This is a genomic window from Streptococcus oralis subsp. oralis (assembly GCF_002096435.1).
Lineage (GTDB): Bacteria > Bacillota > Bacilli > Lactobacillales > Streptococcaceae > Streptococcus > Streptococcus oralis_AA.
Window position 1 is genome coordinate 220,555 of record NZ_NCUI01000023.1, and the last position, 13,205, is coordinate 233,759.

Genomic DNA, 13,205 nt, shown 5'->3' on the forward strand with positions numbered 1-13,205 from the left:
ATGAATGATAAAGTAAAACTTTTTGTCTTGGCAGGGGTCATTCTCCTAGCTATAACCGGTTTCTATTTCCTATTGATGCGAAATGCAGGGCAGACAGATAGCTCGAAAATTGAGAAAGCATCCGTTAGCCAAGGAGGAAAAACAGTGAAAAAAACAGAAGTGAGTAAGGATGCAGACTTGCACGAAATTTATCTAGCTGGGGGATGTTTCTGGGGAGTGGAAGAATACTTCTCACGCGTGTCTGGAGTGACAGATGCCGTTTCAGGTTATGCGAACGGTAGAGGGGAAACAACCAAATACGAATTGATCAATCAAACAGGACATGCGGAGACTGTCCATGTTACCTATGATGCTAATCAAATTTCCCTCAAGGAAATTCTGCTTCATTACTTCCGCATTATCAATCCAACCAGCAAAAATAAACAAGGAAATGATGTGGGGACCCAGTACCGTACTGGTGTTTATTACACAGATGACAAGGATTTGGAAGTAATCAACCAAGTCTTTGATGAAGTTGCTAAGAAATATGACCAACCTCTGGCAGTTGAAAAGGAAAACTTGAAGAATTTTGTGGTGGCGGAGGATTACCACCAAGACTATCTCAAGAAAAATCCAAATGGCTACTGTCATATCAATGTTAATCAGGCTGCCTATCCCGTCATTGATGCCAGCAAATATCCTAAACCAAGTGATGAGGAGTTGAAGAAGACCTTGTCGCCTGAGGAGTATGCCGTTACCCAGAAAAATCAAACAGAACGAGCTTTTTCAAACCGCTACTGGGATAAATTTGAATCCGGTATCTATGTGGATGTCGCAACTGGTGAACCCCTCTTTTCATCAAAGGACAAGTTTGAGTCTGGTTGTGGCTGGCCTAGTTTCACTCAACCAATCAGTCCAGATGTTGCTACCTACAAGGAAGATAAGTCCTACAATATGACGCGCATGGAAGTGAGAAGCCGAGTTGGAGATTCTCACCTTGGTCATGTCTTTACAGATGGGCCTCAGGACAAGGGTGGCTTACGCTACTGTATCAATAGTCTCTCTATCCGCTTTATTCCCAAAGACCAAATGGCAGAAAAAGGCTATGCCTATTTATTAGATTATGTCGATTAAGAAGTCTTTCCTAAGCAGTTAGAGGAGAATTTTGCTATACTGATACTAGTAAGTGGTAAAGGAGCAGAGCATGACCTACACAATCTTAATCGTAGAAGATGAGTATCTGGTAAGACAAGGCTTGACCAAGCTGGTCAATGTAGCAGCCTACGATATGGAAATCATCGGTCAGGCTGAAAATGGAAGACAGGCTTGGGACTTGATTCAAAAGCAGGTGCCAGATATCATTTTAACCGATATCAACATGCCTCAGCTAAATGGCATCCAGTTGGCCAGGCTGGTCCGAGAAACCTATCCCCAGGTGCATCTGGTATTTTTGACGGGTTACGATGATTTTGATTATGCTTTGTCTGCTGTCAAACTCGGTGTAGATGACTACTTGCTCAAGCCCTTTTCTCGTCAGGATATTGAGGAAATGTTGGGGAAAATCAAGCAAAAACTAGACAAGGAAGAAAAGGAAGAGCAGTTACAAGATTTACTGACCGATAAGTTTGAAGGAAACCTGGCCCAGAAAATCCAGTCTCATCTGGCTGATAGTCAATTTAGTTTAAAGTCTTTGGCCAGTGACCTAGGTTTTAGTCCGACTTATTTGAGTTCCTTAATTAAGAAAGAGTTGGGGCTGCCTTTTCAGGATTATCTGGTGAGAGAGCGTGTCAAACAAGCCAAGCTCTTGCTTCTGACCACGGATTTAAAGATTTATGAGATAGCCGAAAAGGTTGGTTTTGAAGATATGAACTACTTTACTCAACGTTTTAAACAGATTGCAGGTGTGACGCCTCGTCAGTTTAAGAAGGGAGAAGGTCGATGAAGCGTTCTTCTCTTTTAGTCAGAATGGTTATTTCTATCTTTCTGGTCTTTCTCATTCTCCTAGCTGTGGTTGGGACTTTCTACTATCAATCGAGTTCATCAGCCATTGAGGCTACTATCGAGGGTAATAGCCAAACGACCATTAGCCAAACTAGCCACTTTATTCAGTCTTATATCAAAAAATTAGAAACCACCTCTACCAGTTTGACCCAGCAGAAGGATGTCTTAGCCTATGCTGAGAATCCTAACCAAGACCAGGTCAAAGGAATCCGAGATCTGTTTTTGACTATCTTAAAGGCAGATCAGGACTTGAAAACGGTGGTACTGGTCACTAAATCCGGTCAGGTTATTTCCACAGATGACAGTGTGCAGATGAAAACCTCCTCAGATATGATGGCTGAGGATTGGTACCAAAAGGCTATCCATCAGGGAGCTAAGCCAGTTTTGACACCAGCTCGTAAATCAGATAGTCAGTGGGTTATTTCTGTCACTCAGGAACTTGTTGATGCAAAGGGAGCCAATCTTGGTGTGCTTCGCTTGGATATTTCCTATGAAACTCTGGAAGCCTATCTCAACCAACTCCAGTTGGGCCAGCAGGGCTTTGCCTTTATCATCAATGAGAAGCATGAATTTGTCTACCATCCTGAACGTACTGTCTATAGCTCAGCGAGTGAAATGGAGGCCATGAAACCCTACATTGAGACGGGACAGGGCTATACGCTGGACCATCAATCCTACGTTAGTCAGGAACAGATTGCAGGGACTGATTGGACGGTTATAGGCGTGTCTTCGTTGGAGAAGTTAGACCAGGTTCGGAGTCAACTCATGTGGACCTTGCTTGGTGCTAGTGCCTTATCTCTTCTTGCCTGTCTCTGCTTGGTGTGGTTCAGTCTCAAACGCTGGATTGCCCCTTTGAAGGATCTGAGAGAAACCATGCTGGAAATTGCTTCTGGTACACAAAATCTTCGTGCTAAGGAAGCGGGCGCCTATGAACTGAGAGAAGTGACTCGTCAGTTCAATGCCATGCTGGATCAGATTGATCAGTTGATGGCAGATGTGCGCAGGCAGGAAGAAGCAACCCGGCAGTATGAACTTCAAGCACTGTCGAGCCAGATTAACCCCCATTTCCTCTATAATACTTTGGACACTATCATCTGGATGGCTGAGTTTCAGGATAGTCAGCGAGTGGTTCAGGTGACCAAGTCCTTGGCAACCTATTTCCGCTTGGCGCTCAATCAAGGAAAGGATTTGATTTCTCTTTCTGATGAAATCAATCATGTCCGCCAGTACCTCTTTATCCAGAAACAACGCTATGGTGATAAGCTGGAGTATGAGATTGCTGAAGAACCTGACTTTGATAATTTAGTCTTGCCTAAACTGGTGTTGCAACCTCTTGTAGAAAACGCCCTTTACCATGGCATCAAGGAGAAGGAAGGTCAGGGCCATATTAAACTTTCTGTTCAGAGACAGGATACAGGGCTTGTCATCCGCATTGAGGATGATGGTGTTGGTTTCCAAAATCCTGGTGATAGCAGTCAAAGTCAGCTCAAACGTGGGGGAGTTGGCCTAAAAAATGTCGACCAACGACTCAAACTTCATTTTGGAGACAATTACCAGATGAAGATCAATTCTGCACCCGAAAAAGGGACGACAGTTGAAATATACATTAATAAAATAGTAATTAGCTAACTCCCAGTCTATTCTGGGAGTTTTGCTTTTAAAATTCAGAATGATTAGTTGGCCTTGATAAAATCAGTAAAAAAAGATATGATAGATAGTGACAAAAGAGGTATCAAGTATGAAGGAAAAAGACATTCAAAGAGCAACAAGCCAGATTGTAGAAGATGTAATAGACAAGGCTAATTTGAAGCAAGGAACTATCTTTGTTTTGGGCCTTTCTTCTAGTGAGGTGATAGGTGGTCAGATTGGCAAGGAATCCAGTCAAGAAATTGGGGAGATCATTGTGAAGACCATCCTAGATACCCTAGAGGATAAAGGAATTCATCTAGCTGTTCAAGGTTGTGAACATGTCAATCGAGCCCTCGTTGTTGAACGTCAGGTGGCAGAGCAGTTTGGTCTTGAAATCGTCAGTGTCCTTCCTACACTTCATGCAGGAGGTTCGGGTCAGTTGGCAGCCTTCAAGTTTATGCAGGATCCAGTAGAGGTTGAATTTATCAAGGCCCATGCTGGATTGGATATCGGAGATACTGCGATTGGCATGCATGTCAAGCATGTTCAGGTTCCGATTCGCCCTCTTTTGAGAGAAATTGGGCATGCCCATGTAACGGCTCTAGCTAGTCGTCCCAAACTAATCGGAGGTGCGCGTGCGCAGTATCCACAAGATTCTATCAGAAAGTCGTGAGAATGAAAAAGACAAAACAACAACTAGAAAAAATTACCAAATATTCGATTCGTAAGCTCACTGTTGGGGTAGGTCCTGTAGCTATCGGGGCCTTCCTTTTTGGTGCCAGTACCCTTTTAGTAGATAAGGTGCAAGCCAATGAAATTGGTGGTGTTCATAGTGTGCATTACCGTTATCTGGCGGAGCAGGAATTGACCGAGTCTGAAAAAGCCTTGATTCACCATGAGGTTCCTACAGAATTTCAAGATGAAGATATTATTTATGTAGTTTATCGCAAGAAGGAGACTAACAGTCAACAACTTCCATACACAGGAAGTAAGGAGCTTGCTTTGGCAGGTCTTGGGTTGGCAACAGCCTCACTAGCGGTTCTATTAGTTTCCAAGAAACACCGTAGTAAAGTACTTGGGATTCTGTTAATTAGCTCTATCGGCGTCAGCAATTTTGTACCTTTTACTGCCTTTGCATTTGAAAATAAAGAGTTACTTTCGTATAACCAAACTATTTCTGCATCTACACATGAAGGTTTGGCTAAAGGTGTTATTCATATTGAAGGATATGAGTATGTTGGTTACTTTAAAGAATCAAAATCTAGTACCAATACAAGCAGTAAAAAAGGTGAGTCGGTAGTTGAAGAACCACAGACGGAATATACAGGCAAGATTGAAGCTAAAGGCACTCAGGAACCAGGCAAAGAGGGAGAGTCCTTAGTTCAAGAGCCACAGTCAGAATATACAGGCAAGATTGAAGCTAAAGGCACTCAGGAACCAGGCAAAGAGGGAGAGTCCTTAGTTCAAGAGCCACAGTCAGAATATACAGGCAAGATTGAAGCTAAAGGTACTCAGGAGCCAGGCAAAGAGGGAGAATCCTTAGTTCAAGAACCACAGTCAGAATATACAGGCAAGATTGAAGCTAAAGGTACTCAGGAGCCAGGCAAAGAGGGAGAATCCTTAGTTCAAGAACCACAGGCGGAATATACAGGCAAGATTGAAGCTAAAGGCACTCAGGAGCCAGGCAAAGAGGGAGAATCCTTAGTTCAAGAACCACAGGCGGAATATACAGGCAAGATTGAAGCTAAAGGCACTCAGGAGCCAGGTAAAGAGGGCGAGTCTTTAGTTCAAGAACCACAGTCAGAATATACAGGCAAGATTGAAGTTAAAGGTACTCAGGAGCCAGGTAAAGAAGGTGAGTCGGTAGTTCAAGAAAAGTTACCTGAATATAAAGTAACTGAGGGCGCGGTTACGAAAGAAACTACTACGGAGATTGACTATAAGACAGAAATTATCGAAGATCCAACCAAATATACGGATGAAGAAACTGTCATCCAAGATGGAGAAAAGGGTAGTCAAATTACCAAAACGACTTATAAGACTCTCGACGGTATTGAGACTGATCAAGTTTTAAATACAACAACCATTGTCATCAAAGAACCAGTCATTAAAAAAATAAGCCGTGGTACAAAACCAATTGAAGGAACTCTGGTAGAAGAAAGTCTTGAAAAGATTCCGTTTAAGGAAAAGGTTGAAGAAGATGATCAACTTAAAAAAGGTGAAAGAGTCACTGTCAAAGAAGGAAAAGACGGACAGAAAAAGGTTATAAAGACTTATAAGACAATTAAAGGACTGAAGACTGAAGAAGCACCGAAAGTTGTCGAACAGGTTTTGGAGTTAGATCAAGATCGTATCGTTAAATTAGGAACTAAAAACTTTGAAAAACCAATTTTAAATTTGTCGCTTATCGATGTTAAAGATTTAAAACGAACATCTCAAATTCGTTACAATTTGGAAAACCCAAGTAAGGCAACTATAAAATCCATTACCCTAACTCTTAAAAAGGGTGATGAAATTGTCAAAACATTGACTATTTCGCCAGACAACTTAACAGCTAGTCTGACAGATTTGCAGTACTACAAGAATTATAAACTCGAAACCAAAATGGTTTATGACCGTGGTGAAGGTGATGAAGAAGAAGTTCTAAGGGAAGAACCACTAAGAATTGACCTCAAAAAAGTTGAAGTCAAAAATATTAAAGAAACAAGCTTAATAAGTGTTGATACTGATGGTGTTGAAACGGATAGTAGCTTCTTAACTTCTGTTCCAACTGATGTAAAACCATACTATCTAAAAATCGCTACGCATGATAATAAGGTGACCCGTCTTGCTGTGGATAAAATCGAAGAAGTTACTGTCGATGGAAAAACACTATACAAGGTCACTGCTAAAGCTCCTGATCTAGTTCAGCATACTAATGGTAATGAACTCAGTGAAGAATATGTTCATTATTTTGCCAAGCCAAAATCTCACGAAGAGAATGTCTACTACGATTTCAATGAATTGGTAAAAGCAATGCAAGCTAATCGTAAGGGGACGTTTAAGCTTGGTGCAGATTTGAACGCAGCAAATGTTCCAACTCCAAATAAACAATATGTACCAGGTGTATTTAATGGTCATTTAACAAGTGTTGATGGAAAACAGTATACCATTCATAATATCGCTCGACCATTGTTTGAGCGTATTGAAAATGCTTCTGTGAAGAATATCAACCTTGGCAATGTGAATATTAATATGCCTTGGGCAGAAAATATTGCACCCGTTGCAAGAATTGTTAAAAATGCTGTAATCGAAAATGTCAAAGTTACAGGCCATATTATTGCGAAAAATGATATTGCTGGTGTGGTTAATAAATTAGATGGCGAGGGCGCTAAAGTTAATAATGTTGCTTTCATTGGTAAAATTGATGGTGTTGGGGATAAAGGATGGAATCTTGCTGGTATTGTGGGTGAGATTTGGAAAGGCCATGCGAATAAAACATATGTAGAAGCTGATATTACAGCAACTAAGGCTCGGGCTGCTGGTCTTGCGTCTACTGTTGACAATAGTTCGGACCCTAATGGCATCGGTAAATATGGGACTGTACGAAATTCAGTCGCTAAAGGAACAATTAAAGTTAAATCACCTGTAGATGTTGGAGGTTTCATCAGTAAGAACTGGGTATGGGGCAAACTTGAAAATAATGTTTCAATGATGAAAGTTGAGAACGGTGAAGAATTCTATGGTTCCGGTGATATTGATTACGATGGGGGATACTTCACGAATAATGCTCTTGAAAGAAACTTTGTTGTAAAAGATGTTAGTGCAGGTAAACATTCGTTCAAATATTCTCGTTCACATAGAATTAGAGAAATTAGTCTCGAAGAAGCTAATACCAAGATTGATGCAATGGGAATCACTGCTGATAAGTTTGAAATTAAACCTCTAATTGAGGACACTCTCAACAATACAAAATCATTAGATGAGACCTATAAAGATACTCAAGATTACAGAATTGACCGTGAACTTGCTTATCGCAATATCGAAAAATTACAACCTTTCTATAATAAAGAGTGGATTGTCAATCAGGCCAATAAATTGGGAGCTAGTTCAAACTTGGTTACGAAAGAAGTTCTTTCTGTTACAGGTTTGAAAAATGGACAGTTTGTAACAGATTTATCTGATATTGATAAGATTTTGATTCACTATGCTGACGGAACGAAAGAAGAATTACTTGTTGTTGCTAAAGATAGCTCTAAAGTGAAACAAGTTAAAGAGTACAATATTGTAGAACTTGGTGAAATAGTTTATACTCCAAATATCGTTGATAAGGATAGAAGTGATTTAATCCAATCAATTCTAGAAAAATTAAGTCCAGTTGAGTTACAGTCTGATACCATTTATAAACATTTAAATAGACTTGGTGACGGAAAAGTAAATGCCATTAAGAATCTTTATCTGGAAGAGAGTTTCAAGTTCGTAAAAGAGAATCTTGGTAAATTTATTACGAAACTTGTTCACAACCAAGATCATCAGCTAAATACTGATGAAGCTGCAAAACGTGCTTTGATTAAGAAAATAGATGATAATAAGGCTGCTCTACTTCTTGGTTTGTCCTATCTCAATCGATACTATGGAATTAAATTTGAAGATTTTAACATCAAAGAGATTATGTTATTCAAACCAGATTTCTATGGTAAAAATGTTGATGTCCTAGATAGGATTATCAATATCGGTTCTAAGGAAAATAATATAAAAGGTGATCGCACTCACGATGCCTACCGTGAAGTAATTTCAGGTTCAACAGGTAAGGGTAATCTTCATGAGTTTTTAAAATACAATATGGAACTCTTTACAAGTGATAGAGATCTGAATGATTGGTTCATAAAATCAACTAAAGATAATGTTTACATCGTTGAACCTAAAACAACGAATCCTGAGTTTGCTGGTAAGAAACATAGAGCATACGAAGGATTAAATAATGATATGCATGGTAAAATGATCTTGCCACTTTTGAACTTAAAAGATGCCCATATGATCTTGATTTCAACATACAATACCATGGCTTATAGTTCTTTTGAGAAATATGGTAAGAATACTGATGCAGAAAGAAATGCATTTAAAGCTGAAATTGATAAAGTTGCTAAGGAACAACAAAATTATCTGGATTTCTGGTCTCGTTTGTCTTTAGATAAAGTACGTAACCAATTATTGAAGAGTAACAATATGGTCCCAACTCCTGTTCGAGATAACCAGAACTACAAAGGAATCAGTACGGATCGTTATGGTCATACTAACAAAGGTAAAGATGTTGCACCAGTACGTGAAGTATTTGGACCAACTGGTACCTATCATGATACGAACTGGAATATGGGAGCTGTAGCTCGAGTTTATGCTAATCCATATAAAGATGATTCAGTCTTCTTTATGGTAACGGATATGATTAGTGATTTTGGAGTATCTGCCTTCACGCACGAAACAACTCACGTTAATGATCGTATGGTTTATCTAGGCGGTTCAAGACATCGTGAAGGAACAGATCTTGAAGCATTTGCTCAAGGAATGCTACAAACTCCTTCAGTATCGAATCCAAACGGGGAATATAAAGCTTTAGGTATCAATATGGCCTATGAACGTTTGAATGATGGAAATCAGTGGTATAATACGAATCCAAATGATCTTAAGTCTAGAGATGAGATTGATCGTTATATGAAAGGGTACAATGATACGCTCATGCTCCTAGATTACCTGGAAGGAGAAGCTGTCCTCAATAAAGCTAGTCAAGAATTAAATAATGCTTGGTTCAAGAAGGTAGATAGACAATACAGGGGGAATAACACTAAGAATCAATTTGATAAGGTTCGACCTTTAAGCGATGAAGAGAAAGCTATTCCTTTACATACAGTAGATGACTTGGTAACCAATAATTTCATGACGAACCGTGGTCCGGGTAATAGAGTTTATAATCCTTCCGATTTTGATTCTGCTTATGTTACTGTTCCTATGATGACTGGTATCTATGGTGGAAATACAAGCGAGGGCGCTCCTGGAGCGATGTCCTTTAAGCACAACACCTTTAGAATTTGGGGTTACTATGGTTATGAAAAAGGTTTCCTAGGGTATGCATCAAATAAATATAAGGATGAATCTAGAAAAGAAGGTAAATCCACTCTAGGTGATGATTATATTATTAAGAAACTGTCTGATAATAAATTTAGTACTTTGGAAGATTGGAAGAAAGCATATTTCAATGAAGTTGTAACAAAAGCGAAAAATGGAATTCAGTCAGTTGAAATCGACGGCACAACCTATAATTCTTACGAAGATTTAAAACAAGCGTTTTATGCTGCTGTTGAAAGAGATAGAATCAGTTTGAAGAACGGCTCTGTTAAGTTTGATAATACAATTGCACTAAAAGAAAAACTATTCAAGAAACTTTTACAACAGACGGATAGCTTTAAAACTTCTATCTTTAAGTAATCTTTTTTAGACAAATAGGCTGAGTGATATATAGAGAATGGAGAGGACAAAATGTCCTCTCCATTTTTTTGAATTCAAGAAGCTACTTTTTCAGAATAATACTAAGTTTTTACAAATAAAAGTAACTTCCACAACTTGCAAAAAGAGCTTAAAAATTATAGAATGAGTGGTATAATACTTTATAATTATATATAAAAATCTATATATTTTTATATTGATAGTGGTAGTTAAAGGAGTATTGATGAAAAAAGAGATTATTAATAAAAACCTAAAAAAACAGGATAAAGAAAAGGTTATGCGCTTTTCAATTCGAAAATATAGTTTTGGTGCTGCAAGTGTGGCAGTTGCAACACTATTAATGTTTTTAGGAAATGGTGCTGTTTCTGCTGATCAATTGAAAATTTCTGAAGAGTCAGTTAATAAGGTTGAACTAATGCAAGATGGTGAAAAGATCAGTACTGATCAGAGTAACGCGAAGGATAGTCAACCTGAATTAGATAAAAGTTTACTTGCAAACTATATTTTAGAAGTTGAAACAAACATTACTAGTGGTGTATATTCAACAAAAACAGAAGAAAGCTTAGCTAATTTATCAACTGAATTAGCTTCAGCAAAAGCTAGTTTAAACAGTGCACTAAACCAAGAAGAATTGAGTAGAGCCTACCAAAAATTAGTGACTGCAGTGAACTCTAAGCTGAGAAATAAAGTAGTTGAAAAAAAAGAAATTTCAGAAGATACCACGAATAGACAAGATACTGTGACTCAAAAAACAGAGAACGTGGAAAAAGAAACTGAAAATTCGGAGAAAAATACAGAGCCTAGTCAGGATGACAAAACGGAGTCAACTGTTCTTCGTAAGAGTAGCTCAGTGGATAGTAATACTGGATTCCGAGCAGCTGTAAATGAAGATCCTAAAGTAGATTTTACCTTTTCGATTCCATCAGAGAAGAAAATTTACATCTATAATGAAGAGAACTTCACATTAGAAATCCCAGTATACTCTGAAAGTGGAAAAATCCGCTATGCAACAATTAAAAAGGGTTCTAGACAGAAGTTTAATAATGTTCCAGATACGGAAAATGATCTTGATATTGAATATGGATTTACTGCTACCGTAATAAACCGAGCAGAAAACCCAACTTTAACAACACCTGCTACAAAGAAAAATCCAGCTAAAATTGTCATTAAAGGGCGTCCCAATGATGTGTTGAAAAATAATAGCGGTTATACAAAACGAGAAGATCAAAACTTGAATATTGGAACTCGTTATTTACAGGTAGTTGATGATAAAGGTAGAGAAAATCTGAAAAAAGGGCAAGACATGTCTGATCCCGCTTATTTCTATCTTGTATTGAAATCTCAGTCAAAGAAGTACGCTTTGCGAGCTCAGCCTGCAGATGAATTGATAACAGTAAGTAGCCTAACAAATCCAACTGCTGAAGATAGAGAGAAAATCAAGAATGGTATTCAGATAGAATATTCAACAGCTAATGAAGATGCGAGATTAGTGAATAAACGTGGAACTTTAGTAGAGAATCCTGATGAAATCATTCAATCAATTGATGTTGTAGGAAATAACATTGTGGTAACCTTTACTGATGGATCTACAAGAACAAGACCTGTAGGGGAGGTTTTGAGGGAGAATATCCCCCCAACTGTACAAGTACCATATTCTAACGAGCAAAATAGGACTATCTATGTATACTCTAGTGAAGAAACTGACTTAACCTTTACTGCTAAAGATGAATCTAAAATTAAAGATATGAAACTTCGAGGTGCTGGTGATTCCACCGAAGGTAATCTAGATGCCTTTGGTTATACAGTCGGGAAAATCACAGAAAGTGCCCTAACGAGTGGAGAAGGCTCTGTTTCAGATGATAAGAAAAGCGCTAGTATTAAAATGACTGGGATTACTAATGCAAAACCTGGTCAAAAATGGACAAGTATCATTGTAGCGAATGATTATAACAACGGAGAGAGTGCATCATACAACGGTAGGATTGAGGAAACTATAAATGTAGCAGAGCGTCAAAAAACAGCAGGATATGTGGAGTTTGTGGTTAAAAATCAAACTTCAAAATATGACATACAGGCTCCTGAAAGTAAGGTAAGTGTAGTAGATCCTAATAACATCACAACTGAAGAATTTGAAAAAATAAAAGAAAAAGTAAAAATTGAATACTCTCAAACTAACGATGATGCAAATCTGATTAGTAAGAGTGGAAAAATAGTTGAAAATCAAGAAGCGCGAATCGATACTATTGCCAAAGATTTAAATGGAAATCTAGTTGTAACTTATAAAGATGGTTCAATTGATACAAGATTTTTATCAGAATTCATAACTTTAAACAAACAACCTGCTATCGATGCTATTAATGATGCTGCTGAAAGCAAGATTGTAGAAATCAATTCCAATCTACTTGCAACTGCTGAAGAGAAGGCAGAAGCAATTGCAAAGGTGAATGCTGATAAAGAGAAAGCTTTAACAGCAATTGGTGATGTAAATATTACAACAAAAGAGGCATTAGATTTTGCAAAAGGAGAAGGGCTTTTAGCAATCAGTAAGGACAATCCTATAACAATAAAGAAAGCTGCCGCAAAAGCAGCTATCGATGATGCCCTGAAAGTCAAGGAAGCAGCCATTGATTCACGCACCGATTTGACGGACGAGGAGAAAACTGCAGCGAAGGCAGATGCCAAAACGAAAGCAGATACAGCGAAACAAGCCATTACTGACGCAACAACAAATGCTACAGTAGAGAGTGCTAAAACAAGTGGAATTATTGATATAGAAAGTGTCAATCCTCAAGCAGGTCAGAAAAAGAATGAAGCCAAAACTTCTATTGAGCAGGCCCTTAAAGCTAAGGAAGCAGCCATTGATTCACGTACCGATTTGACGGATGAAGAGAAAACTGCAGCGAAGGCCGATGCCAAAGCGAAAGCAGATACAGCGAAACAAGCAATTGACGCTGCGACCACAAATGTAGAAGTCGATCAAGCCAAGACTGATGGAATAACCAGCATTGCCTCAGTAAACCCAACTGCGCAAAGCAAGCCAGCAGCCAAGCAAGCAATCGATGATGCGCTGAAAGCTAAGGAAGCAGCCATTGATTCACGTACCGATTTGACGGATGAAG

The 13,205-nt window shown here is 38.7% G+C and carries 6 protein-coding genes; all 6 read left to right on the forward strand.

Annotated elements, in window-relative coordinates:
- Positions 1 to 1,113 carry a peptide-methionine (R)-S-oxide reductase MsrB gene (msrB, locus tag B7723_RS03495; protein ID WP_084849142.1) on the forward strand — a complete coding sequence of 371 codons (1,113 nt, stop codon included), beginning with the start codon at positions 1 to 3 and terminating at the stop codon, positions 1,111 to 1,113.
- A 70-nt stretch (positions 1,114 to 1,183) separates the two neighbouring features.
- On the forward strand, positions 1,184 to 1,921 hold the full coding sequence (locus B7723_RS03500; RefSeq protein ID WP_000222602.1) for a response regulator transcription factor: 738 nt from the start codon (positions 1,184 to 1,186) through the stop codon (positions 1,919 to 1,921).
- Positions 1,918 to 3,609: a cache domain-containing sensor histidine kinase gene (locus B7723_RS03505; RefSeq protein ID WP_084849141.1), complete on the forward strand. Its 1,692-nt coding sequence runs from the start codon at positions 1,918 to 1,920 to the stop codon at positions 3,607 to 3,609. Before B7723_RS03500 ends, B7723_RS03505 begins: the two co-directional genes overlap by 4 nt.
- Positions 3,610 to 3,718: 109 nt before the next feature.
- Entirely contained in the window at positions 3,719 to 4,282 is a 564-nt protein-coding gene (locus B7723_RS03510; protein WP_162279194.1) for a TIGR01440 family protein, read from the forward strand.
- A 2-nt stretch (positions 4,283 to 4,284) separates the two neighbouring features.
- Positions 4,285 to 10,068, forward strand: a complete 5,784-nt coding sequence (locus B7723_RS03515; RefSeq protein WP_084943932.1) for a ZmpA/ZmpB/ZmpC family metallo-endopeptidase — start codon at positions 4,285 to 4,287, stop codon at positions 10,066 to 10,068.
- 241 nt (positions 10,069 to 10,309) lie between these two features.
- Positions 10,310 to 13,205, forward strand: a 2,896-nt coding sequence (locus B7723_RS03520) for a sialic acid-binding adhesin (RefSeq protein ID WP_142358079.1), incomplete at its 3' end; no start/stop codon positions are given.

Bases quoted from the DNA above. Each gene is read 5' to 3' on its own strand.
- B7723_RS03500 (WP_000222602.1), top strand. From the start codon at position 1,184: ATGACCTACACAATCTTAATCGTAGAAGATGAGTATCTGGTAAGACAA.
- msrB (WP_084849142.1), top strand. From the start codon at position 1: ATGAATGATAAAGTAAAACTTTTTGTCTTGGCAGGGGTCATTCTCCTA.
- B7723_RS03515 (WP_084943932.1), top strand. From the start codon at position 4,285: ATGAAAAAGACAAAACAACAACTAGAAAAAATTACCAAATATTCGATT.
- B7723_RS03510 (WP_162279194.1), top strand. From the start codon at position 3,719: ATGAAGGAAAAAGACATTCAAAGAGCAACAAGCCAGATTGTAGAAGAT.
- B7723_RS03505 (WP_084849141.1), top strand. From the start codon at position 1,918: ATGAAGCGTTCTTCTCTTTTAGTCAGAATGGTTATTTCTATCTTTCTG.